Here is a 26,945-nt window from a genome sequence, read left to right as displayed (position 1 = left end):
TTCGTTTGCTCAATATCCGAACCAACTGACCAAAAACATGCCATTTCGTATCCCTTTTATTCAATTTACCGCCGCTTCGTGCAAATGTTCTCCTTTGAGCGCCTCTTCCAGCGAGCCGTAAAACTCCAGCTTGCCGGGTTGCGGGCGAACCTTGGCGCGCGCCAGCGTCTTGAGCGGCTGGAACTGCAGCTCGGCGACGCGCAGTTCGATACCGGCCGCGGCCATCTGCTTGCCAAACTGCAAGAAAGCGGAGAGGCCACCAGCATCCAGAATCGAGACAGCCTCCATTTGCAGTACCAGCATGCGGTGCCCTTTCACCTCGGCGGCCAGTTCGGCAAACACCCGCTCCGCAGCAGCAAAGAAGAGCGGCCCATTGATCTTGTAAACCAGCGCATCGGCCGGCACTTCGTGGGCATAGCGTTTGTGCTCGGCCAGATTGTGCAGCCTGGTCATCTTGGCGATCTCGCGCATAAAGAGCAGGGAGGCGAGGATCACCCCGAAGGTGATAGCGATAACCATGTCGAAGATAACGGTCAGCGACAGGCAGACCAGCAGCACCAGCACGTCGGCTTTGGGAGCACGACGGATCAGTTCAACCACCTTGTGCGCCTCACTCATGTTCCAGGCGACGATGAGCAGCAGCGCAGCCATGGCCGACAGTGGCAGCCAGGAGAGCCAGGGTGCCAGCACCAGAATGGCGGCGAGTACCACCAGCGCATGGATCACGCCAGAGAGGGGCGAGGTCGCGCCGGCACGCACGTTGGCCGCCGAGCGGGCGATGGCTGCAGTCGCGGTGATGCCGCCAAAGAAGGGAGCAAAAATGTTGCCAAGCCCCTGCCCCAGCAGTTCGGCATTGGAGCTGTGCTTGCGGCCTGTCATGCCGTCCAGCACCACGGCGCAGAGCAGCGACTCGATGGCTCCCAGCATCGCCATGGAGAAAGCGGCGGGCAGCAGACGTTCGATAGCAGCAAGATCCCAGGTCACCGGGGCACCATCCGGCCCGGGCAGTGCCCATGGCATCACCAGGGTCGGCGCAATCGGCGGGATCCCCATCCCTTGCGTGCCATCTGCCAGTGTGTAGCTGAATTTGCTGCCGATGGTGGCCACATCAATCCCGAACTGATGCAGACCAAAGCCCAGACCAACCCCCACCAGCACGGCAGGCAGATGACCCGGAACCGGCAGCCGGAGGCGCGGCCACAGCAGCAGCACGGCCAGCGTTGCGACCCCCACCAGGGTATCCCCCCACTGCCAGCTGGGCATGGCGCTGGCCAGTGCTTCGACCTTGCCCAGATAGGTTTCCGGCATATGAGGAACGCTCAGGCCGAAGAAATCCTTGATCTGCAAGGTGGCGATCACAATGGCAATACCACCGGTAAACCCCAGCGTTACTGAGGGGGGGATGTATTCAATAAGGCGGCCGAGACGGGCCAGCCCCATCGCCACCAGAAAGAGGCCGGAGATGAGAGTCGCCATCAACAGGCCACCAACCCCGAACTGCTGGGCAACCGGGTAGAGGATCACCACGAAGGCAGCGGTCGGGCCCGAAATGGAGTAGCGGGAACCGCCGGTCACTGCAATAACGATACCGGCGATGATGGCGGTATAGAGGCCATGCTGCGGAGGAACACCACTGGCAATGGCGAGCGCCATGGCCAGTGGAATGGCGATGATGCCCACCGTCACACCGGCGATCAGGTCACGGCCAAAACGGGCCATGCTATAGGGCTCATCAATACAGGATTGGCGCAAGGCTATGGCGAGCTTCACGCTATTTAAAGAGGCTTGCTTGTGCATGTATACGTAATACCAAGAAGAGGGAGATAAAGGCCGGAGGGATCCGGCGCCCGATCATCATCAAGGGCCGGCAGAGCTGTCGACGCGGCGATGGTATCCTGCGTAACCTTACTCCAGCAGCGCCACTATTTCGATGGGCAGGATCAATGAATACCACAATCCGGCATCATTTGACTCATTTCCAGCCAAATCCCCGAACTTTATCGACTCGACAACCCTTTTAGGCACCACGTTTGCCACCACAATGGCTTTTCGCCCCCTTGCACGTTGCCGACATGTTCGCCGCATGATTGCCACAGAGCCCAAGGTAGCATGTCGATGAATGGCATCAACGGTTATGGGCAAGGGACTGATTGTGCTGAAAATAAACCACAAAGCGCAACTTTTGGGCAAACGGTCTGAAAATCTGTTTTTCGTCCGGTTCGCGGGTTGACACCCGTCTTTCTGGTCATTAATATTCGCCCCGTCTCAACGAGACAGGCAATTCCTCCTTAGTTCAGTCGGTAGAACGGCGGACTGTTAATCCGTATGTCACTGGTTCAAGTCCAGTAGGAGGAGCCAATTCCCTCGTAGTTCAGTCGGTAGAACGGCGGACTGTTAATCCGTATGTCACAGGTTCAAGTCCTGTCGAGGGAGCCACATTCCAAAGCCCAGCCTTTTGGCTGGGCTTTTTCGTATCTCTCTTGCAGGTTTTAGCATTAATTATCAGCAGAGCCGCTTTGTTCCTGGCTGTATGCGCGGAACTCGGAAACACTCTCTACATCCCTATAAAGAGCATGACAGCTGCTCTGCCCTCAACACTGCCCTGTCATTATCGAACCAAGCAGATAAAAGCAGTCGTCATCAACACAGAGCGCTGTCTTCGGATACAGTTCACGTCATAATCACCCTGTTTCCTTATCTTGGAGTTTTTATGCGCCAGTTCAATCTCATGCTCAATGGCAGCAAGATGATGATGTACCCCTTCTACGTCTGCATCCTGCTCTGCGTCGCCCTGCTGATGGTCAAGTTCTTCATGCAGCTCTATGCGCTCTGCGTCAATATCATCGAGATCCCCTACATGGACCTCATCACCGGCGTGCTGACGCTGGTGGACTTTGTGCTGGTGGCCCAGATGCTGATCCTGGTGGCGGTGTGCGGCTACGTGCAGTTCATCCAGACCCAGGAGCAGCGCGAAGCGCTTGGCAACAACTGGCTCAGCAAGATCAACTTTGCCTCCCTCAAGCTCATCGTCATCAACTCGCTGGTCACCATTGCCGGGGTGGAGGTGCTCAAAGCCTTCCTCGAAGATGGCATCACCAACGAAGTGGAGATGAAGTGGTCTGTAGTGGTGTTTCTCGCCTTCTCGATGGCGGCACTGATTTATGCGATCACCGAGCGCATGGCCGAACACAAATAGAGGTGGATCTTCACTGGCGAGATTCAGCTTTTATTCATCAGCAATACAATTGATAACTCTTTTCATTACCCTTACTGCGTTATAGACTTGCTCCCCTCGGGCCGATTGCCCGGGTGTTGGAGCAGTTATGACAACCCTTTCCCTCGCCCCCCGACAATTCTGGCAGTGGCTGGCCTATCACCATCAGGCTGCCGAGGGCTCCCTCTACCTGATGTTCTTCTCCGGCCTGCTGCTGTGGGAGCCGCTGACCCCGCTCTGGTCGCTGGCGCGCTGGAATCTGTTTTTGCATTTGATGCTCTCGCTCACCCTGTTTCCGCTGCTGTTTGGCGCCTTCTGGCTCTCCCATCGCAGCTTGTTGAACCGCAGCAACAAACCTTTTTTGCGCACCACGGGACGGATTATCGAAGCCCTGCTGCTGGTCTGTCTGGCCAGCGGCCTGCTGCTGGTGCTGCACGGCACTCCGGGCGATGCCATGGGCAACCTCGCCAGCTGGGCCCACTGGCTGAGCGCACTGCTGCTCACTCCTCTGGTGCTGCGCCACGCCTGGCGCTGGACCATCTTGAAATGGCGATCCTGATCCCATGTTGAAGTCATCGTTCTCTGCATTTTTGTCACCCCTGCTGGCCCTCATCTTGCTGCTGGCCAGCCCCTTTGCGTTGGCCCAGCAGATGGGCGCCGGGATGATCGCTTATGAGGAGGGGCAAAACCCGCACCTCGTCACCGCCAACCTGAGCGCTGGCTCGGTCACCCTGCTTGAGCGCGATAGCGGCAAGCGCCTGAAAGAGGTGCAGCTGGGGGGCGATCTGCGCCAGCTGGCCCGCGCCGATGACGGCACCCTGCTGATCACCGACTACCGCGGTGATCGCCTGCTGCTGCTGGATGATGATCTCGAGCTGGAAAAGGCGATCCCAACCGGCCATCGCCCCTACGGGGTCATCTTCGATGCCAAACGGCAGTGGTTCTGGGTAACGCTGTTCGAATCCGCTCGCCTGCAGGCCTACGACACCGCGGGCAACCTCCAGCTGGATGCAGAAACCGCCGAGACGCCCCGCGGGCTGGCATTGACCAACGACGATCGCCTGCTGCTCACCCACGCCATGACCGGCCAGCTCGCCATCTATGATCTCGCCAAGCTTGGCCATGGCGCCAAGGGAGCTTCGCTTCCCAAGCCCAAGCTCATTACCCTGTCCGAGACCCACAGCGACACGCCGAGCGACTCCCAGGGCCTGCCGCGCCTGCTCGATGGCATCACCCTCTCCCCCGATGGCAGCGAGGCCTGGCTGCCTCATGTACTGTGGAGCTTTGATCACCCCTTCCAGTTTCAGAGCACCGTCTTTCCGGCCGTCTCCATCATCGATCTCGATGAGGAGAAAGAGCGGGTCGATGAAAGAAAACAGCTCTTTTTGCAAATCAACCTGCCAAGCGTCGGCAACCGCAGCCAGATTGTCTCCAACCCGTTCGCTGCGCGCTTCGCCGCCGATGGCAAGCGGGTCTATCTGACCCTGGCGGGCTCGGAAGATCTGCTGGTGTTTGATCTCTCCCGCAGCGGCAAATCCAACAACAACCGCCACCGCCGCAAGAAGTTTCAGGGGGGCGCCAAGGCGACCCAGCTCTTGCGTCACCTGCCGGGCCAGAATCCGCGGGACCTGCTGATCGACGGTGACCATATTCTGGTGCACAACGCCATGGGGCAGGATCTCACCCGCCTCAATAGCGGCGGCAGCGGCCCGTTTGCCCGGGTCACGGTTGATGCGCCCCACTTCGCCAAGCTGGTAGAGACAGATCCCCGCCCCGAGCAGCTTCAGCGCGGCGAGCGGCTGTTCAACCTTGGCAACACTGCGGCTAATAGCCGCTTCCCCATGGCAGGGGACAACTGGATGAGCTGCAACTCCTGCCATCTGGACGGGTTCAACTTCACCAACCGCTATCTGATGGCGGCCCATCGCCAGCAGAGCGGTGACAACGCCATCAACGGCCACGCCAACCTCACCAACATGGTGGCGGGGGATTTTGTCGGCGAATACCTGCGCATGACCCAGCAGACCCAGGGTGGTATGGGCCATGACACCCGCGATGGGGCCGAGGCGGTTGACCCCGCGAGGCCCCAACCGGAAGTGAAGGCGATGATGGAAGATCTGCACGCCTTCGTCACCGCCGATGGCAACCTCCCCTATCTTGCCAACTGGCTGCGACTCGATGCCCCGCGCACGGATCCCGCCAAGGCACCGACCACTCACCCGAAAGAGTGGCTCAACTCCGCCTCCTGCCAGAACTGCCACCAACAGGCGTTCCGGGATTGGAGCGAGAGCAACCACCGGTTGATGGGCAACTCCCATCCCTACTACAAGGTGGTGCAGGCGCTGGCTCGTGAAACCGAGGGCGAAGCGTTTGGCCAGTGGTGTCAGGGCTGCCACATGCCCCAGCAGGTGATGACAGGCCAGCTGGATCTGCCCAAGGGTTCCCACATGTTCGAGCAGGGTGGCGCCTCGCTGATTGCCGCCCACAAGGCGGGCGAACCTGTGGTTGAGGAAGGGACCGGCTGCGTGCTTTGTCATCGCATCACCAAGGTAGAAGATGCGGGCGGCAACAGCGCCTTTACCGTGAATTTGAAAGACCGCGAGAGCTATGTGTTCGAGGATGCCTCGGGCGGCAGCCTCCAGCACTGGCTGGCCGAGCGGCAGATCAACGCCCGTCCGGCGGCCCACAAAGCCTCCTATCAAAAGGATTTCTACCGCGACGCGGCCCTGTGCAAGTCGTGCCACAACGAGTTTGCCCCGGGCACCGGCGCCAATATCGTCAACACCTGGGACGAGTGGGAAAAATCCAGCTTCGCCAAGGCCGAGGATCTTGCCAAACGGCGCACCTGCATCGACTGCCATATGAACCCGGAGCCGGGCAACGGCGGCGCGCCGGTGGCTGGCCAGTCCACCGAAAACGGCACCATGAAAGCGCGGCTCTATCGCCACAACTTTACCGGTGCCCAGCACCAGCTGGTGGGGCTGCGCAACCCCGACCTTGAACAGGAGAGTCTGGCGCTCTTGCGCTCCAGCGCTACCCTCTCCGCCCGTATCGAACAGGCTGCCGATAGTCAGCAGCTGGTGGTGCAGGTCGCCAATACCGGCGCGGGCCATGCCCTGCCCACCGGAGTGGCCGATTTTCGTGAACTCTGGCTGGAGCTGACCGTCACCGACGCCAGTGGCAAGGTAGTGCTTGCCAGCGGCCAGCCGGTGGATGGCGCTGTCCCAGAAGATGCGCGGCTGTTCAGAAAAGTGTTCGGTGATGCCGAGGGCAAGCCGGTGGGGCTCAAGTTCTGGAGCTACGCCAAATTGCTGGAAGATACCCGCATTCCGGCCGATGGCTGGCGCGATGAAGTCTGGCAGCTACCCGCAGAAGCCCAGGGGCCCTTCAAGGCCGATATCAAACTCAATTTCCGCACCTACCCCAAGTGGGTCAATGATGCGGTGCGCGCCGCCGAGCCCAGCTTGCCGGAGCCACCCATAGTGCAGCTAAATCGGTTGCAACTTACCCTGCAGCCTCTCCCCGTCACGCCTGCTACGGAGCCTCAATCCTGATGTTTGCAAGTTTTCTGATTACCCTGCGCGAGGGGCTGGAAGCCTTCCTGCTGGTCGGCATCTGCCTCTCCTACCTCGCCAAGCTGGGGGCGAGCCGCTACAACAAGTTCATCTATCTGGGGGTGGGGCTTGGCCTTATCGCTTCTCTTATCATCGCCTTCCTGTTCCAGGTGGTGGTGAGCCAGTTCGAGAGCGAGCGCTACAACCACCTCTTGATGGCGGGGATCCTCATCTTCGCCACCTTGGTGCTCACCTATATGGCGATTTGGATGCAGAAGCAGGCTAAATCCCAGGTGGGGGCCATGACGGCACGCATCGATGCGGCCATCGATGGCGGCAACCTGTTTGGTCTGGTGCTGCTCGCCTTCCTGGCGGTGATGCGCGAAGGGTTTGAAACCGTGCTCTTCTTCTCTGCCCTGCTCTATTCGGGCCAAGGGGTGGATCTGCAATCCGGCCTGATGGGCGCGCTGGCGGGGCTGCTGGTCGCCATCGCGCTGGTGTGGGGGCTGCTGCGCTCCACCCGCAAGGTGGCGCTGGCTCCCTTCTTCCGCTGGACCGGCCTGCTTATCATCATCATCGCCGCAGGCTTGCTCTCGTCCGCCGTCAACATGTTGCAAGCGGCAGACATCATCACCTTCTGGACCACGCCGGTGTTCGACATCAGCCACATTCTCGACGATCAGGGGGTATTTGGTACCTTCCTGCGCGCCCTGTTTGGCTACAATGCTTCACCCGCTGGCTTGCAGCTGCTGACCTGGGCCCTCTATCTGGCGATCTTCGTTACCCTCTGGCAGCGCAGCTATCGCCCGCAGATGAGCGCCGCATCCAGCAAGGGCTGAGCACGCACGCCCTGTGGCAACAAGGCCACGGGGTAACAACACTATTCGGGAGCCGCGCCCTGGTGCGGTTCCCTTATCTATCAAGCAGTTTCGGAAAACGTCATGAGCGATAACAACAAGAAACACATTGCAGTGCTGGGTGCCGGCCCCGCCGGTTTGATGGCGGCCTGGCGCCTGCGCTGCGCCGGTTTTGCAGTCACCCTGTTCGAGCAGGAGCCGGTGGTCGGCGGCATGTGCGCCACCCAGACCTTCAAGGGGCGCGATGGAGAGTATCGCTTTGACTACGGCGGCCACCGCTTTATCACCAAGAACCCCGAGCTGCTCGCCTTTATCGACGAGCTGATGGGGGACGATCTGCTCCACGCCGAGCGCAAGAGCGTGATCCGCTTTGGCGGGCGCACCTATGACTACCCCCTGAACCTGCCCAACCTGCTAAAAACAGCGCCGCTGGCCCTGATGGCCGGAGCGGTAAAAGATTTGCTGCTGTTGCCCTTTAGCAAGAAGCCGGATGATTTTGCCAAGGCGAGCTTTGCCGAGTGGATCCAGAGTCACTTTGGCCGCACCCTCTATCGCCAGTTCTTCGAGGGCTACACCGGCAAGCTGTGGGGCATAAATCCGGACAAGCTCTCCGCCGACTGGGCCGGTCAGCGCATCAGCCTCATCGATCTCAAAGACGTGGCGCGCCGCCTGTTGCCAAGACGCAACGGCAGTATCTCGGTGCGCACCTATGCCCGCAAATACCGCTACCCCAAATATGGCTTCGGCCAGATCTTCACCACTCTGGGGGAGCGGCTGGTAGCCGAAGGGGTGGAGCTGAAAACTGGCGCTACCATCACCCGCCTTGAGCAGGCTGATGGCCGTATCGAACGGGTTTATTGGAAACAAGATGACGTTGAGCTGAGCGAACGCTTTGATCAGGTGATCTCCACCCTGCCGCTGCCGCTCACCTGCCAGCATCTTGGCTTGCCGTGCGATCTGCACTACCGGTCGCTTCGCTTCGTCAATATGCCGCTCAAGCAGGAGAACCTGTCGGACAACACCTGGCAGTACCTCTCCGACCCCCATATTCTGGCCACCCGTCTGCAGGAGCCGCGCCGCCGCAGCCCCTTTATGGCGCCTCAGGGCCAGACCTCGGTGATGCTGGAGATCCCCTGCAATCCGGGGGATGCCACCTGGCAGGCGCCGCTCTCTGATCTGCGCGGTCGGGTTACCGCCGATCTCGCGAGCCTCGGTGTCGATACCACCAAGCTTGGCGATGAGACCTTCGAGGCCCGCAGCGAGTACGCCTATCCGCTGATGGATTTGGGATATCAGGCCCGTCGCAACGAAGCGATCAAGGCGCTGATGCCCATCACAAACCTCATCATGACCGGCCGTCAGGGGACATTCCGCTACATCTTCACCGACACTGCCATGGAGATGGGCATGATGGCTGCCGACATGGTGATCGACGGGGTGGACAGACGTCATGCCATCTTTAACCATCGCAACGAAAATACCGTGATTGAAACCCAGAGCGTGGCCTGAGTGCCGCGCCATTGGCATAAGTAAGGAGAACAGGATGACCATCCGCCCGGGTTTACTCGCCCTCACCCTGCTGCTGGCCCTGAGCGGGCAGGCGCAGGCTTACTCCTACGCCGCCGCCGGCAAGGAGCCACTGATCGACGCCCGCGAAGCGCTGCTGGGCGCCGCCACTGACGGCAAGGATGCCAGCACCACCTTGAGCGAGATTGCCGATGAGCTGAGCTATCTGGAACAGCACCACAAGGTGGAGCTGCAAGGGCCGCTGGCCGCCGCCATCAAGGCCCAAGATGCCGCAGCCACCGCCGCCCTGCTCAATCGTGCCTACAAGGCGGAGATCGAGCGCCGCCTCGAAGGGGCCAACCAGAATCTTGGCGACTACCAGACCGCCAAGGTGCTGGTGGTCAAGAGCAAGCGCTTCCTCGACTTGATCCTCCCATCACTCAATGAAGGGGATCGCAAGGCCGCCGAGCTGGCGCTGGCCAAGGTGCTGGATGCCATCGGCAACCCGGGGGTATTCGGGGTAGGTGCCAAGCCCGCCGACGCCGCCGCCTTTGCCGCAGCGGAAAAAGCGCTGATGGCAGTGCTGGCGCCGCTTTGATGGCAACCTGCCAATCATTGCGCCACCTCGCTGTGACAAACGGTGGGTTTCGCTGCGCTCTACCCACCCTACGCACGGCCTGCCGATAAATGCACCCGGACGCCGGCTTGCCCCCTTCTCCCCTGGCGGGAGAAGGGCTGGGGATGAGGGGTAAGGTAACGGCCCGGCGTTGGCCTTCCCCCTGCTCCACCACCATTTGGCTGCTCATTCTGCTGCAACTGGCCTGGCTCGGCTGGCTGCTGGCCTTCCCGGTGGCCCTCGATTCCGACGATGCCCTCAATTTTGCCCACGGGGTGACGCGCTTTAGCGTGCTGGAGTTCTCCCCCCACTTTCCGGGCTACCCCGCCTTTATCTGGCTGGCGCGGCTCATCAATCTGCTGGTGGACGATCCCGCCCGTGCGGTGCAGTGGGCAAGTCTGCTCGGTAGCAGTTTGCTGGCGCCGTTCGCCGCCTTGCTGGCGGTGAGATTGTGGCAACGGCCAAGCCTGCTCGCCCCAGTCTGGCTGCTGGTGCTGGCCCTGCCGCTCACCCCGACGCTGGCGCTCTCCGGCCTTTCTGACGGGTCCGCGCTCGCCGCCTGGCTCGGGACGCTGCTGGCCTTGCAGCAGCGCAGAATTGCACTGGCGGGTATGCTGCTGGGCCTTATGCTGGCGCTGCGTCCCTCCTATTTTGTGCTGGCGTTACTGCCGCTTTGGCTGGGGATGGCACAAAAGGGAACACGCATCAGATTTGTGCTCCCCATCGTGCTGGTGGGGCTTATCAGCCTGCTGTTTGTCTGGCAGGCCGATGGCTGGGCCTACTTCAGCGAGGGGCGCCGCTTTACCGACGGCCACTTTACCCTGTGGGGCAACACGGCAGCAGCCCATGGCGATCGGCTGCTGAGCTGGGCGCGCACCTTCAACGATCAGCTCACCCCGCTTTGGCCCTTGGCTGTTGGGGCGCTGCTGGTACTGCCGCTTTGGCAAAGAGCAAAAAACCACCCTGCCGCCCTCTCCCCACTCTGGACACTCTACTGGCTCGCCCTGCTGCTCTGGACCCTGTTTGGCCAGAACCCGGACAATCCCCGCCATCTGGCCCCTATCACCCTGCTCGGCCTCGTGCTGCTGGCAGGCTGGCTGCCGCGCCGTGGCGAGTGGCCGGTCGCGGTGGCCGGATTGCTGCTGCTCGGCGTGACCTTTACCCTGCCCCGTCCGCCCGCCATGGTGCAGGCGGCAAAACTGGCAGAAACAGCGTGCCCGGCGCTGGTGACCCAGTGGGGAGTGAGACTGCTGCGGGAAACCACAGCCTTGGCCGTCACCGATGGCTGGTACAAGGGGGATGCGGCGCTGGCGCTCTCTCAGGGAGCCTGCCGCCTCAGTCGCCGCCCCATCGCCGCGAGCGAAATGCCCACTGCGGTGCGCCAGCACTGGTTTGCCCCACGCTTTGCCGCCGAGCCCGGACTCTGGCTCGCCATACCGGATCCATAGCCGCGACAAAACTGATAGACTGCTTTTTTCGCGCTTTTCAACCCGACGTTTCGCATCAACTGGACACCCTATGCCCCAATCGCCAACAGCTCAGGCTGCCGCCCTCTCCCCCCGTTTCCTGTTTATCCTGCTGGGTGCCCTGGCGGGTCTGACCCCGCTGGCGGTGGATATGTATCTGCCGGCCATTCCGGCCATCGCCCGGGATCTGGCCACCAGCATCGACGGTGCCCAGCTCACCATCAGCGCCTTTTTGGGCGGCTTTGCCATCGGCCAGCTCTTCTACGGCCCGCTGGCCGACAGCTATGGCCGCAAGCCGGTGATCCTGGCGGGGCTGGTGATGTTTGCCATCGCCTCGGTGGGCTGTGCCATGGCGGACTCCCTGCCTGAATTGCTGGCCTATCGGATGTTGCAGGCGGCGGGCGGCGCGGCCGGCTCTGTGGTGGTCAATGCCCTGCTGCGCGATCTGTTCGAGAAGGATGCGTTTTCCCGCGCCATGTCATTCGTCATTCTGGTGATGACCCTGGCGCCGCTGGTGGCCCCTGTGGTGGGGGGCTATATCAGTGCCCACGCCGACTGGCGGGTGATCTTCTGGCTGCTGGTGGGGATCAGCCTGCTGATCTGTCTGGTGATGCAGTGGAAAATTCAGGAGACCCTGAAACCGGAGCACCGTCAGCCGCTCAAGATCGGCCAGATCCTCAAGAACTACTGGGGGGTGCTCTCCCATCGCGGCGCCATGGGCTATGTGCTGTGCGGCTCCCTCTCCAGCTCCGGCATGTTCGCCTTCTTAAGCGGCTCCCCTTACGTCTATATCGAGTATTTCAAGGTGCCGACCGAGCACTACGGCTGGCTGTTTGGCCTCAATATCCTGCTGATGATGGTGGTCACCTTCGTCAATAGCCGACTGGTGAAAGGGGTGGGTGCCGAGCGGATGCTGCAATACGGCCTGCTGGTGCTGCCCTGCGCGGGCGCCCTGCTGGTCTACAACGCCTGGAGCCAGACCGGCGGTCTGTGGGGCATCGTCATTCCGGTGGTACTGTTTGTCGGCCATATCAGTCTGGTGGGCGCCAACGCCATGACCGGCCTGATGGGCCACTTCCCGCAATCTGCGGGCACCGCATCGGCACTGGCGGGCACCCTGCGCTTTGGCATCGGCGCCCTGGTCGGCATTCTGGTCAACCTCAATCCGCCCCACTCGCCGCTGCCCATGGCCATCGCCATCGCCTGCTGCGGGGTCGGTTCAGCCCTCAGCTACTGGCTGCTCACCGGCCACAAGGCACACTGATCCCTCTGCTGGATATAAAAAAGAGCGCCCCCTCTCTTGCGACAGGGGGCGCTCTTTTTTTGGGAGAGATGCCGCATCAGGCTCGCCTCAATCCCCTCCGGTATGTGTCACTTCTTGCCAAAACCGGACTGTTTCAGGGTATAGCCGGCGCTGTTTTGCCAGGCATCCAGACCGCTTCGGTTGTTGCCGGCTACCAGGCTCGCGGCCAGACTCGGGCTGTTGAACAGCTGATCGGCAGTAAAGAGAAAGCCCCCTTCGCTGCGGGGCACCAGAATGCCCTTCTCCAGCAGCTCCAGCCGCAGTTCAATCACCGCCTCGCGCAAAGAGGCGGCATCCTCGCCATTAGCAGTGGAACCGGCCAGCACCATAAAGCCCGGATTTTGCCGCTTGCCCACCGGATAACCGTGGGCCTCGGCACCCTTGCCGTTGAAGTGGTAGAGCTCACGCTCCCCGGGACGATTGTCGGAGAGCGCCTTTTGCAGGGTCATCAGCTCGTTGTAGATCTCGATGGGGACGACGGCCGCCTGCTTGTTCCCCTTGCTATCGATGATAAAACTGACTTGCTTGTGTAACATCCTTGCTCATCCTGTGACCCATGGAAGCCCCTATTCTAACCACCACAGGCGAGCCGGATCCAGCGAGGATCCTTATCTCTTTTGCTGCACCGATCACTAACTGGCGCTCTCGCCGCTCTGCTGAAAGCCATTGACCATCAACCGGTTACCAGAGTGTGCTTCCTCTCTGTTGGCCATTTTCCCACTGCCAGTTGCAGCTAATGGCACGACATTGCTCAAGCCTGAAGCTGCTCCTCGACCATCCGGTTGAGCAACTGCATCACCTGTTTGCTCGCCTGCTCGGCACTCTCCATCTCGGCCAGAATGGTGTGCAGCAACCTGTCATCATGGAGCCAGTCCCCCCGTGCGGCAGTCAACGCTCTGCTGACAGCCTCGTGCACCTGTTTATGGGGCTCCTCGATATGTTTGAAACTCGGCAACTTGCCAAACGACTCGCCGCCTTCACCCTGATAGTACCAACGGCCCAAACGGCAATCGGTATGGCTGGCCACGCTCTCGCTATCCCTAACCTCCAGCCCGTGGTAACCACGCTGCATAAAGATGATGTGATCCAGCTTGACCAGCGAGGCAAACGCCAGCCCTCTGGCGAAGTGGAGATGACCGATATTGGATTTTGCTCCCTCAGCCACTGCCTCGAAGCTTTGACGAAAACCGTCCACATTGTCACTGATGCGCTGGCTGCGCTCCCCAAGCGAGAGCACGCTCCCCACTATCTGTTCGATGCTGGTTGTCAGCCCCTTGACCACATCGCGGATTTCGTTGGTTGACTGACGGGTACGTTCGGCAAGAGCCCGTACTTCGTCGGCGACCACCGCAAACCCGCGCCCGACTTCGCCCGCTCTGGCCGCCTCGATGGCAGCGTTCAGCGCCAGCAGATTGGTCTGGGCGGTGATCTCCGTGATGAGATTGACCGTAGCGGTGATGCGGGCACTCTCCCCGGCCAGCGTGGTCGCTGCCCGTCCGGTATCCTGCATCTCGCGGTTGATACCTAGCAGCTCCTGGCTGAGATCTTCGACCACCGTCATGCTGTGCAGCGATGCATCCAGCCCGCTCTGGGCATTGCCAAGTACGTCCTCGATCTTGTTGCTGAGGGTCAGCAGATCTTCCTGATTCCCAGCCAGACTGCTGCGCAGGTTCTGGTTGTTGGTCTGGTGGAGTTTGTTGAGCAGATTACCCTGCCGGGAGAGCTCGGTCGCCTCCTGAATGGCGTGCAGGGAGAGATTGATGTTATCGGCTGTCTTGGAAAACTCGCCGGGCAGACCCTGTTTGAACGCATGGCGGTAGTAGCGTCCCTGACCGGCATGTTCAAAGCAGGAGACCATATCCTTGATGTTTGCTTCGACGATGTCGAGAAAACTGTTGAGGTTCCAGGCAATCTTGCCCAGCTCGCCAAGCCCCTTGGTTCTGGTCACCCGGACATGGGTCTCACCGGCACTGGCCTGCACCAGCACTTCGTTGATCTGATCCATGATCGCCACCAGCCTGCGTTGTTCACGCAGTGCAAGCACAATAAAGAGCAATGCCAACCCGGGGATCCCCAGATTGAACCAGGTCGGCCCGACCGAACTAAGAGAAAAGATGGCCAACATCAGTACAGAGAGGCCGAACACAGCACAGATCAGCAAAAATTTCTGACTGATGAAGAGGTGTTTTTTACTGGCACTGCTGGTCTTGGTTAGCACAGTCAACATAGGGCGACTCCTTAATCCTGCTGCACCAGATTGAGAACAAAACGTTCGTAATCAGTCCCCTGCGATGCTAGGTGTTGCTCCAGCCAGGCCCAGGATTGCTTGGGAGCATCTCCGGACATTCCCCGCTCCAGCTCGCACATTTTCTGATATACGGGGGCAATGGTCGCAATGGCATGGCGGGATGGACAACGGCGAACCGAGAAGTAGCCGATCGCCTTGCCGTCACGAAAATCGGGGCGAACATTGGCCAACACCCAGTAAAAATCACCGTTGGCGGTCATGTTTTTGACAAAGCCAAAGAACTCGCGATTCTCCTTGAGGGTGTGCCACAACCCCCAAAAAACACCGCGGGGCATATCGGGATGGCGCACGATGTTGTGAGGCGTTCCCAGCAGATCCTCCTCCGAATAATCACAGAGTCGCATGAATACTTTGTTGGAGTAGGTGATCCGGCCTGCCAGATCGGTCTTGGAGACGATCAACTCATCCTGATGGAAGGTGATCTCGCGTTGGGTGGGGGTGATGTTTTGGGCCATGTTACAGATTCCCATCCTTGGTTATTGATAAGCACTATATCTCTCAAGAAGGTAGCAATGCACCATAAAAGGTGGGGTTAATCCTTGGTCGCAACCCCGTTGCCAATGCAGCCATAAGCTATCTCCATATGGATAGCGGCAAACAGGGCAACAACATGAGAGATAGTTGGCTGAACGCGTGCAGTATCAACACATTGTGAGCAAATCAGGAAAGATAAAAGCAGGGAGGAACAAGCATTTTGCACAGGCTGGCACGCCAGCCCGTGATCCGGCCTAAAGACGATTGCAGGTGAGGGAGTTTATAAACGCCAGCGTACGGCGATTAAACTGCTCCGGCTGCTCCACATTGCAGACATGGCCGCACTGCTCAATGACCGCCAGCGAGGAGCTGGCATCGCGGGCCACCTGTTCGCGTACCGGTGCCAGAAACATATGATCCTCCTCCCCCATCACATAGAGGGTCGGAATGGGCAGGGAGCGTTCGCGAAAATAACGCATCAGCGGGTTAACCTCGGTGGCGAGGCGGAACCAGCGTTTGAACTCTTTCTGGCAGAGCTTGCGGGCCTCGCGCACAAAGAGGTTGCGCGACTCCTGATGGTGCTGGCGCGGCATGATGATGAAGGCAAACAGCCGGTAGAGCCACATATAGGGCAGGAAGTGCTGGCCGAGTCGGCCCAGCTGCACCAGCACCCGCGAGCGGATATCGAGCCGCAGGATGGCGCCCCCCAGCACCATGCTCTTGACCCGCTCCGGGCAGAGCTCGGCCAGATGGCGAATAAGGATGGTGCCAAGGGAGATGCCGACAAAGTGGGCGCGGCGGATATCGAGATGATCGAGCAGCCGAACGATATCCTCGGTCACGGCCCGAAAGCTGTAGTGGCCCTGGATCACCTGTTGCAGCTTGTTGGACTGGCCATGGCCGCGCAAATCCAGCAGCAACACATTGAAGTGCTCGCGATAGGCGCGCAACTGCTTGAACCAGATGGAGGAGCTGCCACCTGCGCCGTGGACAAACACCACCCAATCCCGCTCGGGACCCAGTTCGAAAGTCTTGTGATACAACATCAATAGGCTCCCTCGGTGATGGGGGGTATACTCGGCAGCGCATAGTAACAGATGCCTTCCCCTGATTGATATGCAACCGCACTGATCGGATCACCCACAGCGAGACCAGACCATGGAGTTAACCCCTTTACGCCACTTTCTGCTCTCGTTGCCGGGCAGTCAGGAAGATACCCCGTTTGGCCCGGAGATCCTGGTCTACCGCATCGCCGGCAAGATGTTTGCGCTGGTGGATTGGCAAGCTGACCCGCTCACCATCAACCTCAAGTGCGAACCCGAGCGGGCGCTGCTGCTGCGCGAGCTTCACCCCGAGGTGAAACCGGGCTGGCATATGAACAAGCAACACTGGAACACTGTGACCCTGAACAGCACCTTGCCCGATGATCTCTGGCAAGGCTGGGTACACCACTCCTATGAGCGGGTCATTGCCGGTTTGCCGAAATCCAGACGGCCCATGGCCCCCACACGCAATACAGCTGATCAGGATGCTTCGGCATGAAGCCTCTCCTCTTGATCGCCCCCCTTGGCGAGCAGCATATTCCAGCGCTGGGCACCCTGTTCGAGCAGGCAATCCGCCATACCGGCCCCCAGCACTACAGCCCGGAGCAGGTGGAGAAGTGGGCGCTCGGCGCCCGGCATCCCGGCTTTGTCAGCCAGCTGCGCGAGCATCATGGCTGGGTTGCCATGCTGGGTGACGCGCCTGCCGGTTTTGTCACCCTGAGCGCCGATGGCCACCTCAGCCTGCTCTACGTCGGTGCGGCCCACCAGCGGCAGGGGCTGGGCAATCTGCTGCTCACCACGGCGCTGGCAGGTGCCCGCGCCCTTGGCATCTGCGCCATCACAACCGAGGCCAGCGCCTTCAGTTATGAGCTATTTTTACGGCATGGCTTTACCTTGACCGGCGTGGAAAGCGTGGAGCGCGGCGGAGTCAGTTTTACCCGCCACCGCCTGCACTGCTGCTTGCCAAGCTAGATCAAGCCACTAAAATACGCTTAATTTTCGTATTGTTACTGTATTGAGGCAGCAACCATGGTGGTAGAGAGTGAAGGCTATATCTCGCTGATCGAGTATCTGGTGGAGAGTTTGGGACTGTTTGAGGCCCAGCAACAGAACGCGGGTGGCGAGCAGACCATCGAGGATCTCGTCAGTAGCCGGGTGGCCAGCAACCTGATGGCCATCTGCGAGCAGAACCCCCAGCTGGCACCCAAGGTGCGCTTTACCATCATGCAGGAGGCGGACGCCGTGGTCGCCGATCTGGAAGAGGTGCTCTCCGCCGTCTGGCTGCGCGAGCCGACCCCGGAGCAGAAAGCCTTCCTCATCGAGTTTATCGATCTTATCAAGAACCTCTTCGACAGCGCGATCGCCTGACCGATCGCCCCTCCCGAGCTAAAACAAGCAGATATGAAAAGGGCCGCCTTGGTGGGCAGCCCTGCTTGCTATCATTTTCAACCCGCCAGTGCGTTCATTCATCAGGCGGTTATCAAGGCAAGAAATGTGTCTGGACTTCGCATCCGATCCCTGGACGCTACCTAGTTAGTCCCGACTGGTCGCAATAAGTTCCCTCCTCCGACCATTTATTTTCACTTTTTTTACGGAATCAACTACAAACCTGTTCAGCGGTTCAGGCTGGGCGGCAAACAGACTCCAATGCCACCCAATCCGCAGTAGCCATCCGGGTTTTTCTCCAGATATTGCTGGTGATAATCCTCGGCATAGTAGAAAGGCGCCAGCGGCAGGATGCGGGTGGTGATGGCCCGGCTGTCACCGCTCGCCGCCATGGCCTGCTGATAGGCAGCCAGACTCTGCTGGGCGATGACCTGCTGGCTCTCGTCGCCATAGAAGATGACCGAGCGGTACTGGGTACCAATGTCCCCGCCCTGCCGCATCCCCTGCGCCGGATCGTGCTGTTCCCAGAACAATTTGAGCAGATCACCATAGCTGATGACCGCCGGATCAAACACCACCTGCACCGTCTCGGCATGACCGGTCAGCCCGCTGCACACCTCCTTGTAGGTGGGATTGGGGGTGACGCCCCCCTGATAACCGGCGGCGGTAGAGTAAACCCCGGGCTGCTGCCAGAACAGGCGCTCCACACCCCAGAAGCAGCCCATGCCAAACCAGGCAATCGCCATGTTCTCGGGCCAAGGCCCCTGAGTCGGATGGCCATTTACTGCATGCTGCTGGCCAATCACCATGGCCTCGCTGCGCCCCGGCAACGCCTCTGCCGGCGAAATAATCTGTTCCATCAAGCCACTCCTTGTAAAAACCGGTGCCAATGCACGATGACGAAAAGGAGCATCGAAGATAACAGTTTGTGGCACCGGATCAACCGGCGCCTCCCGTCCCTTTCCTCCTCTTCTCCTCTTCACTCCCCTGCGCCTCTCCTGCCACTTTGCCCAGTTACGCCCGGGCAAGGCATCCGGTTGGCCAACAAACCCAACCAAATCAATATTTAGTCTTGATTTGTGAATTTATTTTCATATATTGAGCCAATCGCTGTTTTTTTATGGAAGAAATATCAAGTGCGTGAACGTGAGCCCAGTCTGGTCAATGCCTTTCGGCAATCTACTCCCTATGTCAATGTCCATCGGGGCGCCACCTTTGTGCTGATGATGGGGGGGGAAGCCGTCTGCCACCCCAACTTTGCCAATATCGTCAGCGATATCGCCCTGCTGCAGACTCTGGGCATACGGCTGGTGCTGGTGTTTGGTTCACGTCCGCAAAACGATGAAGCGCTGGCCCGCGCCGGCATCGAGGCCCAGTACCACAAGCGGATCCGGGTCACCGATGACGAGAGCTTCGCCATCATCAAGCAGGTGTGTGGTGGCCTGCAGTACGACATCACTGCCCAGCTCTCCATGGGGCTCGCCAACACTCCGATGCAGGGGGCACGGATCAGCGTGGTGAGCGGCAACTTCGTCACCGCCCAGCCGCTGGGGGTGGATGATGGCATCGACTTTTGCCACAGCGGTCGGGTGCGCCGTATCGACGTGGAGGGTATCACCCGCCAGCTCGATCAGAAGAGTCTGGTGCTCATCTCCCCCATCGGCTGCTCGGTCACCGGCGAGAGCTTTAACCTGAGCTCGGAAGAGGTGGCTCGCCGGGTGGCGGTCGACCTCAAGGCGGACAAGCTTATCTGTTTCAGCAGCACCCAAGGGGTGATGGACAGACACGGCGAAGCCATCTCCGAGCTCTTCCCCGAGCAGGCCGAAGAGCTGCTGGTGGAGCTGGAGCAGGCGGGAGAAGAGATGTCCGGCACCGCCCGCTATCTGCGCGCGGCGATTGCCTCCTGCCGTGGCGGAGTGCCCCGCTCCCATCTGGTGAGCTATCAGGATGATGGCGCCATGCTGCAGGAGCTGTTCAGCCGCGACGGCCTTGGCACCCAGATCGTGCGGGAAAGCGCCGAGCAGGCCCGCGCCGCTACCATCGAGGATATCGGCGGCATTCTCGATCTCATTCGTCCGCTGGAGGAGGAAGGCATTCTGGTACGCCGCTCCCGCGAGCAGCTGGAGATGGAGATCGACAAGTTCACCATCATCGAGCGCGATGGCCTCATCATCGGCTGCGCGGCGCTCTACTGCTTTATGGAAGAGGCGATGGCGGAGATGGCCTGCGTCGCCATCCATCCCGACTATCGCAACTCCAACCGGGGGGATCAGCTGGTGGCCAAGGTGGCCGAGCGGGCCAAACGGCTCGGGATCCGCCGCCTGTTCGTGCTCACCACCCGCTCCATCCACTGGTTCCGGGAGCGGGGGTTTGAACCGCTGGAGGTGGAGGATCTGCCGGTTGAGCGCCAGCGCCTCTACAACTGGCAGCGTCGTTCCAAGGTTTTGTCAAAAACCATTGTGTAACCTATTGATTCTGCGTTGAGTTAGCTGACATTTTGAACTTTTTTACAAACTCGATTGACAGTCCAATCCAACGCAAGGTATTTCTAAATGCACTCCACCGCCATGGTGGAGCCAGAAGAGGAGCGCTGCCCAGGCAGCCCGAGAGAGGACGCCAGAGTCCGGTGAACTTGGGTCAGGGGGAGCAGCGCCGAGACATCTGAGGAGACTGGAAACCTCAGTGCCGGCTGCGGGGGCTGAATCCCCCGGGTTGTCATCGGTAGTGGTCATCCCCCACCGCGCCCTGTCAGGGCGGGTACGGGATGGGCTCTGCGGGTGGAGTGCTTCTGGCCGGGATCGCTTCGCACATTCCTGCCATTTTCAGCCTCCTCCTCTCTTTTTTGCCCGATGGATCCGGATTTTTAAATTAAGACAGGAGTAAGCAATGAGCCCGATCAATGTCGCCAAGTTTGGCGGAACCAGTGTCGCCAACGCCGCGGCCATGAACAACTGCGCCGATATCGTGCTGGCCAATCCCGCCACCCGCATCGTGGTGCTGAGCGCCAGCGCCGGCGTCACCAATCTGCTGGTGGCACTGGCTCAGGGCGAGCTGGACGACGCGGGCCGCGAAGCCCAGCTGGCCAAGTTGGCCGACATTCAGCAGGCCATTCTGGCCGACCTTGGCCACCCCGCCGAGGTGACAGCCCTGATCCACGATCAGCTCGGCGAGATCCGCACCATGGCGCAGCAGGCCAGCCAGCAGACCGATGCCGAACTGGCTGATCGCCTCATCGCCTGCGGCGAACTGATGTCGACCCGCCTCTTTACCGAGTTGCTGCGCCAGCGCGGCGTCAATGCCCACTGGCAGGATGTACGCCAGCTGATGCGCACCGACAGCCGCTTTGGCAAGGCCACCGTCGACCTGAACGCGACTCGCGATCTCTGCCAGCAGACGCTGGGCCCGGTGCTCGGCGACACCCTCGTCATCACCCAGGGCTTTATCGGTGCCGATGGCGATGACCGCACCACCACGCTTGGCCGTGGCGGCTCCGACTACAGCGCGGCCCTGCTCGCCGAGGCGCTCGATGCCACCAGTATCGAGATCTGGACCGATGTACCCGGCATCTACACCACGGATCCGCGCCTCGTCACCCGGGCCCGCCCCATTCCCGAAATCAGCTTTGTCGAGGCGGCAGAGATGGCCACCTTCGGCGCCAAGGTGCTCCACCCGGCCACCTTGCAACCGGCGGTGCGCCAGAATATTCCGGTCTTTGTCGGCTCAAGCAGGGAGCCGCAGGCAGGGGGAACCTGGATCCGCTCCACCACGGACACCAGCCCGCTGTTTCGCGCCGTGGCCCTGCGTCGCCAGCAGGTGCTGGTCACCCTGCACAGCCTCAACATGTTCCACGCCTACGGCTTTCTGGCCGAGGTGTTCGGCATTCTGGCCCGCCACCGCATCTCGGTCGATCTCATCACCACCTCGGAGGTGAGCGTGTCATTGACGCTGGATCACACCGGCAGCCAGAGCAATGGCGAACCTGTGCTCAGCGACAAGGTGCTGGCCGAGCTCAGTCAGCTCTGCAAAGTCGAGGTGGAGAACGAGCTGGCTCTGGTGGCGCTCATCGGCAACCGGATGAGCGAGGTCAACGGGGTGGGCAGCCGGGTATTCGATGCCCTGCGCGACCATAACATCCGGATGATCTGCTACGGCGCCAGCGCCCACAACCTCTGCTTCCTGGTCAAAGAGGGCGAAGCGGGCCAGATCGTCAACCGCCTCCATCAGGAGCTGCTGGACTAACCCTCACAGCGGACAAATACGACCATGTAAAGGGCACCTGTGAGGCGCCCTTTTCATTTCTGTTTCGCTGAGGCGTTGGCTCAGGCGCAGGTAGTCACCGGCAACTGGCACGCCATCACTTCGCGCCGCTGGCGCTGCAATCTGGCCAGCAGCTCGCTCTGGCCCAGCCCCAGCTCTTCGCTGGAGAGATTGTCGACCAGCTGCTCGTAGTGGTCGGTCACCGCCAGCTCCAGCCAGTCGAGACGACGCAAGGTGAGCGGGCTGCAGCTGCGGCCACTGAGATCGTCGGCCACATCGAGTCGGTGGCTGCGATACATATCTCGCCACCAGTTGGCGGCGAGCGCCTTGTCGCTTGCCAGCGCGGCACTCCACTCCCCTTGCAGGCTCTGCAACCGGGCCAGCACGGGTGCGCTGGCGCCTTCCCGTATCAGGTGGTGGATCTCCCGTTTCACCCATTTCAGACAGAGCTCGCGCCAGTAGCGGAACTGCGGCAAGGGATCGGCCTCATCGAGCCAGAGCCCTGATAGGGTGCGGGTCTCCAGCCGCTCCGGCACATGAAATTGCGGGTCGACCAGCCCATTGGAGTTGTATTCGAAACGGGGATCAAAGGGCCACATGTAACCAAAGTCGAACACGCTGATATGTTCGCCGTCATCGAGCAGGTTGCCCGGGCTCGGATCCCAGTCGAACCAGCCCCAGCGGGCCAGCTCCCCCTGCACCTCCAGCATCTGCGCCAGATTGCGCTCGTTGAGCTGATGCACCGGCACACCCCGCAGCCAGGGCGAGACCAGAATGCCGGCGCGGGCCGAACCAAAGCTGGTACAGACCACATGGGAGAGCACGGTGGGATGCAACTCGCGCAGCGCTTCGATTTCGCGACGCCGCTCCAGTTCGGTGAGGAAAGCGGTCTTGCCATCTAGGTTGGCGACCAGCGAATCGTTGCGGCGCCGCTTCAGGCACCAGTGATGGCCATCGATCTTGAGATGAAACACCTCGGCGGTAAGACCGTGACGATAGACCTTGATCACCGACGGATGGGAATCCTTGAGTTTGACCAGCTGCGCCACGGGAAGCGGACAGTCACGTTCGCGCCCGACCCGGATCTCCTCCTTGCTCTCGAGCATACGCAGCAATCTGGCTTGCCGTGCCATCACCTTGGGATTCATACATGTACCTCCTGTCGCTACTGAGAGACTAAACAGCACCTCTCTCGCAGACCAGCAGCAAACGTTCATGATGACGCTTTCATCACATATTCCGGACAACCTCTCGATCGGGATCACAATATGCAGGGCCGAAGTGCAACCAAAAATTCATCAGGTGGTCATTAAATTGACATCCATGAACCGGCCACGCACCATCGGGTCAAATAGTATGCAGATGATCTGCATCTCTCTCACTTGCTCAAAGGATGAGCTGATATGAATCATCCCTTCTCAGGCCGTCGCCGCGCCCTGAGCCTCTCCCGCCTGCTGCTGACCCTGCTCGGTGGCCTGCTCATCGTCACCCTGCTGCTGCCCCTCATCAATCCCGGCAGCTGGCTTGGCCGTGCCCAACCGCTGGTGCTGGGGCCCGCCGACAACCCGCTGGCCACCCTCACCCGCCACGCTCTGCTCTATAAAAGCGACAGCCGCGGCCTCTATCTGGTGGTGCGCAGCCAGTGGCAACTGCGAGGGCCGCTCCAGCCGGGGGACAAGGTGCGAGTCGAGCTGCTCAACGACAAGGGGGAGCGGATCGACGAGCTGAGCCAACCGGTGGAGAAGCATCAGGTATGCCGCCAAAACCGCTGCACTCTGGATCTCAACAGCACGCTGCGCGCCCCCGACGATGCGCTGGCCAGCCGTTACCAGCTGCGGATCGGCCTGCTGCTGGCAGACCGCCCCGAGAGCGGCGACTTCAGCCAGATCCTGCAGACCCTGCCGGAGCAGGGCTTCAACCTCACCTACCTGATGGTGAGCCTGACGCTGGTACTGGCGCTGAGCGCCGCCGTGCTGAAGGCGGTGCTGCCAAGGCTGCGCCGCAGTCTGCGCTGGCGCATCATCGGCAGCCTGCTGCTCGGCAACCTCACCTTCGTGCTGCTGCACGGCTTCGTGGTGTTCAAACTGGGGGAGTTTCTGCTCTGGTCGGGCTTTCGCCCGGAGCACTACTACCTCGCCTGGGGCAGCATGGTGCTGGGCTGGAGCCTGTGCGCGCTGGCCGGGTTCAACCTCTACATGGGGCTGGTCTTTACCGCGCTCTCCGGCATAGGGCTGCTGGCCAACTTCATGAAGATCGCCATCTATGGTGTGCCGCTCGGCGGCGATGATCTCGGCAACCTGATGGCGCTGCTGCGGATCCTGCAGGATCAGCACCCCGTCGTGCCGCTGCTTGGCGGCGCTATGGCGCTCTTCCTCTGCTGGCGCTTTGCCCTCTCCCGCTGGATCCTGCGCACCGCCGCCGCCACCGTGGCCTTCTTTGCCCTTTGCGTCTTTGCCACCCAGACCAGCAACAAGCTGCTGGGGGCCAACGTGCGCTACGTGGATCGGGCGGTCAACTACCACAGGGACATCATCCGCTCCGGCCCCGGCCTCTATCTGTTCAATCTGGTGGACGAGATGCTGGAGCAGGGCAGCGTGTTTCGCTACCCGCTGCAGATCAACGAATTCACTCCCCGGCTGAGCCAATCGCCGCAGGGGGCTGCGCCGCGCTGGGATCTGGTGATCGTGCTGCAATATGAGTCGCTGATGCTCGACTGGCAGGGTCGGCTCTGCGCCCCCGCGCCCACCCTGAACCTGCCCGCTACCATCCAGCAGTGGCACAAGACCATCCACTCCCCTACCACCGGTGGCATGACGGTGCTGGCGGAGTTCGAGATGAACACCGGCCTGCCGGTGGGGCTGCTCAAGCAGGGTGTGGTGCCCTACTACTACCTCTCGGATCAGGTGCCGGGGCTGGCCCGCAGTGCCAACCAGAGCGGCTACCGGACCCTCTTCGTCCACCCCTATGTGGAGAAGTTCTGGGGCCGCGCCAAGGCGATCCCGGCGCTTGGCTATCAGGAGCGCTGGTTCGACAGCCGCTTTTCCACCCTTGAGCACAAGGGGCTCTATATCTCGGACGATGCCCTCGTTGATCACCTGCTCAAACGCAGCGAACAGGATGACAAACCGCTCTTTGCCTATGCGGTCACCATGCAGGGCCACGGCCCCTTCGATGGCCCCCGCTATCAGGCACAGGAGCGCAGCGGCGCTTGCCCGAACGAGAGCGAGAGTGACAGGCAGCTGCTCAACACCTACTACACCGGGGTGGTGGATGCCATGGCCTCGCTGGAGCGGCTGCTCAAGAGTCTCGATCAGTCGGGCAAACGCTATCTGGTCATCGCCTTTGGCGATCACCAGCCGTTTTTGATGTCCGCCGGAAAGGGCATTCACGGCGACAAACCGGCGCGCGATGCCACCTATCAGATCCCCATGATGGCCTTCACCCGCGCCGATGACCCCCTCAATCTGGCGACCCAGTTTGCGCCGGTGCGTCAGCTCTACCAGATGGGGCAAGCCACTCGTCAGCTGCTGGCCGGCAATCTCACCCCCATCAGCGACGGCCCCCTGCTCCATCCGGTACTGGGCGAGGAGAAGGGATTCGACGTTGCGCCACTGGTGCCGCAGATCCGTGCCAGCTTCCGGGCCGATGCCCTGCCCTGACAATCCCATCCCCCAACAACAGACAAGGCCACATCAGCGGCCTTGTCTGCTTCCTTCGCTCCGTCAGACGCTCTGCCACCAAGGCTCCAGCAAGGTAAGCTGCTGGCGGTCGAGATCCAGCTCCGCCTCGACGCCCAGCGGCAACGTCAGCATGGGGTGGGTATGGGCGCAGTCAAACTCCGCCAGAATGGGGAAGTTCGGCTCCCCCACCACCTCCAGCAGGATATCGAGCGGGCGCTTGCCACTGCCCTGATCGTTGAACAGCTCGTGCTTGCCGAGGATAAGGGCGCCGATCCGATCAAACACCCCGCACAGCTTGAGATGGGCAAAAGAGCGCTCCAGCGTCTCGGCAGATTTCAGGCTGTCCTCCAGCAACAGAATGTCGCCGCGCTCGATGGCCGGCATATAGGGGGAACCCCAGATACCCGCCATGGTGTTGAGGTTGCCGCCTATCAGCCGCCCCGCTACCCGACCAGTCCCCACCGAGATCAGCCGGTTGGGCTGGCACTGCTTGGCCCGGGTCTGATTTTCCCAATCGAGCCGTTCATCGCTCCACTTTGCCGGGGTGGGCAACGTGCAGGGGACGCCAACCTCGTCGGCCAGCACAATCTGTAAAAAGCTGGCCAGCGTCTCGTCCACCAGCGGTGGCAACTCGCCGAACGAGGCCACCAGCGCCGGGCCATAAAAGGTGACCAAACCAGTCTGGGCATGGATGCCGAGCAGCAGCGCCATCACATCGGAGTAGCCGACGATGATCTTGGGATCGCGCTTGAGCGCAGCAAAATCGAGATAAGGGAGCAGGGAGTTGGAGTTGCTACCGCCAATCACCGACATGATGCAGCGCACCTCGGGGTCGCGGATAAGGGCGTTGAGCTCCTCGGCCCGCGCGGCGATGGAGCCGGAGCGCCAGTGATCCTGCTGGCCGGTGAGGCTGCCCGACTTGAGCCGGAAGCCCTGCCCTTCGAGAAAGGCTTTTGCACGGGCAAAACGGGTGGGGGCCCAGGCGGTTGCCGCGCTGGAGGGGGAGAAAAAAGCGATGGTGTCGCCGCGCTGGAGTGGCGGGGCAAGGAGTCTTGTCATCAGGCACATCTCCCGGGGCTCATCAAAACGTGAAAACAGAGCCCTGACTATCTCTTATCGCCCCTGTTGGCACAACGGCTGGCTCGCCATCGTTTAGAAATACAAAACGCTTGATTCATTATTAACAGATATTCTAAACAAAACAGCGCTCCTAGAATGACCTCATTGCGATAGCCAGCCCCGGCTGGCAGCCAGAATGGTCGCCCGGGCAGGCTTGAAACT

At 60.8% G+C, this 26,945-nt stretch carries 22 protein-coding genes, 2 tRNA genes and 1 riboswitch; of the genes, 16 read left to right on the top strand and 8 right to left on the bottom strand.

Features of this window, described 5'->3' with window-relative positions:
• Nucleotides 1-60 precede the first annotated feature (60 nt).
• On the bottom strand, nucleotides 61-1,797 hold the full coding sequence (dauA, locus tag NOM67_RS01735; RefSeq protein WP_255933342.1) for a C4-dicarboxylic acid transporter DauA: 1,737 nt from the start codon (nucleotides 1,795-1,797) through the stop codon (nucleotides 61-63).
• 485 nt (nucleotides 1,798-2,282) lie between these two features.
• On the opposite strand from dauA, the gene NOM67_RS01730 reads away from it, so the two are divergent.
• The 10 genes from NOM67_RS01730 to NOM67_RS01685 all read left to right on the top strand — a co-directional run bounded on the left by NOM67_RS01730 (nucleotide 2,283) and on the right by NOM67_RS01685 (nucleotide 12,477).
• Nucleotides 2,283-2,358: transfer RNA gene (locus NOM67_RS01730), tRNA-Asn, on the top strand.
• A gap of 2 nt (nucleotides 2,359-2,360) precedes the next feature.
• Nucleotides 2,361-2,436 (top strand) — tRNA-Asn (locus tag NOM67_RS01725).
• 274 nt (nucleotides 2,437-2,710) lie between these two features.
• Nucleotides 2,711-3,196 (top strand): YqhA family protein, encoded by a 486-nt coding sequence (locus NOM67_RS01720; RefSeq protein ID WP_033115154.1) that lies wholly within the window; start codon nucleotides 2,711-2,713, stop codon nucleotides 3,194-3,196.
• Nucleotides 3,197-3,323: 127 nt separating this feature from the next.
• Complete coding sequence (locus tag NOM67_RS01715; protein WP_156851989.1) at nucleotides 3,324-3,773, top strand: hypothetical protein; 450 nt, start codon at nucleotides 3,324-3,326, stop codon at nucleotides 3,771-3,773.
• 4 nt (nucleotides 3,774-3,777) lie between these two features.
• On the top strand, nucleotides 3,778-6,768 hold the full coding sequence (locus tag NOM67_RS01710) for a YncE family protein (RefSeq protein WP_198037912.1): 2,991 nt from the start codon (nucleotides 3,778-3,780) through the stop codon (nucleotides 6,766-6,768).
• On the top strand, nucleotides 6,768-7,607 hold the full coding sequence (locus NOM67_RS01705; protein WP_156851990.1) for an FTR1 family protein: 840 nt from the start codon (nucleotides 6,768-6,770) through the stop codon (nucleotides 7,605-7,607). Before NOM67_RS01710 ends, NOM67_RS01705 begins: the two co-directional genes overlap by 1 nt.
• Nucleotides 7,608-7,709: 102 nt before the next feature.
• Nucleotides 7,710-9,134, top strand: coding sequence for an NAD(P)/FAD-dependent oxidoreductase (locus NOM67_RS01700; RefSeq protein WP_255933337.1), 1,425 nt, complete (start codon nucleotides 7,710-7,712; stop codon nucleotides 9,132-9,134).
• 34 nt (nucleotides 9,135-9,168) lie between these two features.
• Nucleotides 9,169-9,729 (top strand): hypothetical protein, encoded by a 561-nt coding sequence (locus tag NOM67_RS01695; protein WP_127006612.1) that lies wholly within the window; start codon nucleotides 9,169-9,171, stop codon nucleotides 9,727-9,729.
• A 200-nt stretch (nucleotides 9,730-9,929) separates the two neighbouring features.
• Nucleotides 9,930-11,195 carry a hypothetical protein gene (locus tag NOM67_RS01690; protein ID WP_255935097.1) on the top strand — a complete coding sequence of 422 codons (1,266 nt, stop codon included), beginning with the start codon at nucleotides 9,930-9,932 and terminating at the stop codon, nucleotides 11,193-11,195.
• A 70-nt stretch (nucleotides 11,196-11,265) separates the two neighbouring features.
• Nucleotides 11,266-12,477 carry a Bcr/CflA family multidrug efflux MFS transporter gene (locus tag NOM67_RS01685; protein ID WP_255933331.1) on the top strand — a complete coding sequence of 404 codons (1,212 nt, stop codon included), beginning with the start codon at nucleotides 11,266-11,268 and terminating at the stop codon, nucleotides 12,475-12,477.
• A 107-nt stretch (nucleotides 12,478-12,584) separates the two neighbouring features.
• Here NOM67_RS01685 and NOM67_RS01680 read toward each other — a convergent pair whose 3' ends face one another.
• The 4 genes from NOM67_RS01680 to NOM67_RS01660 form a co-directional block, all read right to left on the bottom strand.
• On the bottom strand, nucleotides 12,585-13,052 hold the full coding sequence (locus NOM67_RS01680) for a DUF4357 domain-containing protein (protein WP_033115146.1): 468 nt from the start codon (nucleotides 13,050-13,052) through the stop codon (nucleotides 12,585-12,587).
• Nucleotides 13,053-13,267: 215 nt separating this feature from the next.
• Entirely contained in the window at nucleotides 13,268-14,743 is a 1,476-nt protein-coding gene (locus NOM67_RS21720) for a methyl-accepting chemotaxis protein (RefSeq protein WP_156851994.1), read from the bottom strand.
• An 11-nt stretch (nucleotides 14,744-14,754) separates the two neighbouring features.
• The gene (locus NOM67_RS01665) at nucleotides 14,755-15,279 is read right to left on the bottom strand and encodes a PAS domain-containing protein (protein ID WP_071911397.1); all 525 of its coding nucleotides are present in this window, start codon (nucleotides 15,277-15,279) and stop codon (nucleotides 14,755-14,757) included.
• A 273-nt stretch (nucleotides 15,280-15,552) separates the two neighbouring features.
• The gene (locus tag NOM67_RS01660) at nucleotides 15,553-16,344 is read right to left on the bottom strand and encodes an alpha/beta fold hydrolase (protein WP_201959572.1); all 792 of its coding nucleotides are present in this window, start codon (nucleotides 16,342-16,344) and stop codon (nucleotides 15,553-15,555) included.
• A 112-nt stretch (nucleotides 16,345-16,456) separates the two neighbouring features.
• Here NOM67_RS01660 and NOM67_RS01655 point away from each other — a divergent pair, with 112 nt between their 5' ends.
• The 3 genes from NOM67_RS01655 to NOM67_RS01645 are packed head-to-tail and all read left to right on the top strand — an operon-like array spanning nucleotide 16,457 to nucleotide 17,709.
• A complete protein-coding gene (locus NOM67_RS01655; RefSeq protein WP_255933323.1) occupies nucleotides 16,457-16,840 on the top strand; it encodes an MmcQ/YjbR family DNA-binding protein in 384 nt (127 codons plus the stop codon).
• A complete protein-coding gene (locus tag NOM67_RS01650; protein ID WP_255933321.1) occupies nucleotides 16,837-17,313 on the top strand; it encodes a GNAT family N-acetyltransferase in 477 nt (158 codons plus the stop codon). The genes NOM67_RS01655 and NOM67_RS01650 overlap by 4 nt, the downstream gene beginning before the upstream one ends.
• Nucleotides 17,314-17,370: 57 nt before the next feature.
• A complete protein-coding gene (locus tag NOM67_RS01645; protein ID WP_033115949.1) occupies nucleotides 17,371-17,709 on the top strand; it encodes a DUF3802 family protein in 339 nt (112 codons plus the stop codon).
• A gap of 245 nt (nucleotides 17,710-17,954) precedes the next feature.
• Here NOM67_RS01645 and msrA read toward each other — a convergent pair whose 3' ends face one another.
• The gene (msrA, locus tag NOM67_RS01640) at nucleotides 17,955-18,587 is read right to left on the bottom strand and encodes a peptide-methionine (S)-S-oxide reductase MsrA (RefSeq protein WP_041209411.1); all 633 of its coding nucleotides are present in this window, start codon (nucleotides 18,585-18,587) and stop codon (nucleotides 17,955-17,957) included.
• A 276-nt stretch (nucleotides 18,588-18,863) separates the two neighbouring features.
• Between msrA and argA the strand changes: the two genes are divergently transcribed.
• Complete coding sequence (gene argA, locus NOM67_RS01635; RefSeq protein WP_033115951.1) at nucleotides 18,864-20,192, top strand: amino-acid N-acetyltransferase; 1,329 nt, start codon at nucleotides 18,864-18,866, stop codon at nucleotides 20,190-20,192.
• A 107-nt stretch (nucleotides 20,193-20,299) separates the two neighbouring features.
• Nucleotides 20,300-20,523, top strand: a riboswitch (Lysine riboswitch).
• A gap of 90 nt (nucleotides 20,524-20,613) precedes the next feature.
• A complete protein-coding gene (gene lysC / locus NOM67_RS01630) occupies nucleotides 20,614-21,966 on the top strand; it encodes a lysine-sensitive aspartokinase 3 (protein WP_255933313.1) in 1,353 nt (450 codons plus the stop codon).
• An 80-nt stretch (nucleotides 21,967-22,046) separates the two neighbouring features.
• Here lysC and NOM67_RS01625 read toward each other — a convergent pair whose 3' ends face one another.
• Nucleotides 22,047-23,132 carry a hypothetical protein gene (locus NOM67_RS01625; protein WP_255933311.1) on the bottom strand — a complete coding sequence of 362 codons (1,086 nt, stop codon included), beginning with the start codon at nucleotides 23,130-23,132 and terminating at the stop codon, nucleotides 22,047-22,049.
• Between the two features lie 255 nt (nucleotides 23,133-23,387).
• On the opposite strand from NOM67_RS01625, the gene NOM67_RS01620 reads away from it, so the two are divergent.
• A complete protein-coding gene (locus NOM67_RS01620) occupies nucleotides 23,388-25,643 on the top strand; it encodes an LTA synthase family protein (RefSeq protein WP_255933309.1) in 2,256 nt (751 codons plus the stop codon).
• 63 nt (nucleotides 25,644-25,706) lie between these two features.
• Here the strand turns inward: NOM67_RS01620 and NOM67_RS01615 are convergent, their stop codons facing one another.
• Nucleotides 25,707-26,723 (bottom strand): S66 peptidase family protein, encoded by a 1,017-nt coding sequence (locus tag NOM67_RS01615; protein ID WP_255933307.1) that lies wholly within the window; start codon nucleotides 26,721-26,723, stop codon nucleotides 25,707-25,709.
• Nucleotides 26,724-26,945: the final 222 nt, after the last annotated feature.

This window comes from Aeromonas sp. SG16, assembly GCF_024436135.1.
Lineage (GTDB): Bacteria > Pseudomonadota > Gammaproteobacteria > Enterobacterales > Aeromonadaceae > Aeromonas > Aeromonas jandaei.
The sequence above is the reverse complement of the archived record's forward strand: the minus strand, read 5'-3'. Positions and strand labels throughout refer to the sequence as shown.

Coding starts and splice junctions, on each gene's coding strand:
- dauA (WP_255933342.1), bottom strand. CDS start 1,797: ATGCACAAGCAAGCCTCTTTAAATAGCGTGAAGCTCGCCATAGCCTTG.
- NOM67_RS01720 (WP_033115154.1), top strand. CDS start 2,711: ATGCGCCAGTTCAATCTCATGCTCAATGGCAGCAAGATGATGATGTAC.
- NOM67_RS01715 (WP_156851989.1), top strand. CDS start 3,324: ATGACAACCCTTTCCCTCGCCCCCCGACAATTCTGGCAGTGGCTGGCC.
- NOM67_RS01710 (WP_198037912.1), top strand. CDS start 3,778: ATGTTGAAGTCATCGTTCTCTGCATTTTTGTCACCCCTGCTGGCCCTC.
- NOM67_RS01705 (WP_156851990.1), top strand. CDS start 6,768: ATGTTTGCAAGTTTTCTGATTACCCTGCGCGAGGGGCTGGAAGCCTTC.
- NOM67_RS01700 (WP_255933337.1), top strand. CDS start 7,710: ATGAGCGATAACAACAAGAAACACATTGCAGTGCTGGGTGCCGGCCCC.
- NOM67_RS01695 (WP_127006612.1), top strand. CDS start 9,169: ATGACCATCCGCCCGGGTTTACTCGCCCTCACCCTGCTGCTGGCCCTG.
- NOM67_RS01685 (WP_255933331.1), top strand. CDS start 11,266: ATGCCCCAATCGCCAACAGCTCAGGCTGCCGCCCTCTCCCCCCGTTTC.
- NOM67_RS01680 (WP_033115146.1), bottom strand. CDS start 13,052: ATGTTACACAAGCAAGTCAGTTTTATCATCGATAGCAAGGGGAACAAG.
- NOM67_RS21720 (WP_156851994.1), bottom strand. CDS start 14,743: ATGTTGACTGTGCTAACCAAGACCAGCAGTGCCAGTAAAAAACACCTC.
- NOM67_RS01665 (WP_071911397.1), bottom strand. CDS start 15,279: ATGGCCCAAAACATCACCCCCACCCAACGCGAGATCACCTTCCATCAG.
- NOM67_RS01660 (WP_201959572.1), bottom strand. CDS start 16,344: ATGTTGTATCACAAGACTTTCGAACTGGGTCCCGAGCGGGATTGGGTG.
- NOM67_RS01655 (WP_255933323.1), top strand. CDS start 16,457: ATGGAGTTAACCCCTTTACGCCACTTTCTGCTCTCGTTGCCGGGCAGT.
- NOM67_RS01650 (WP_255933321.1), top strand. CDS start 16,837: ATGAAGCCTCTCCTCTTGATCGCCCCCCTTGGCGAGCAGCATATTCCA.
- NOM67_RS01645 (WP_033115949.1), top strand. CDS start 17,371: ATGGTGGTAGAGAGTGAAGGCTATATCTCGCTGATCGAGTATCTGGTG.
- msrA (WP_041209411.1), bottom strand. CDS start 18,587: ATGGAACAGATTATTTCGCCGGCAGAGGCGTTGCCGGGGCGCAGCGAG.
- lysC (WP_255933313.1), top strand. CDS start 20,614: ATGAGCCCGATCAATGTCGCCAAGTTTGGCGGAACCAGTGTCGCCAAC.
- NOM67_RS01625 (WP_255933311.1), bottom strand. CDS start 23,132: ATGAATCCCAAGGTGATGGCACGGCAAGCCAGATTGCTGCGTATGCTC.
- NOM67_RS01620 (WP_255933309.1), top strand. CDS start 23,388: ATGAATCATCCCTTCTCAGGCCGTCGCCGCGCCCTGAGCCTCTCCCGC.
- NOM67_RS01615 (WP_255933307.1), bottom strand. CDS start 26,723: ATGACAAGACTCCTTGCCCCGCCACTCCAGCGCGGCGACACCATCGCT.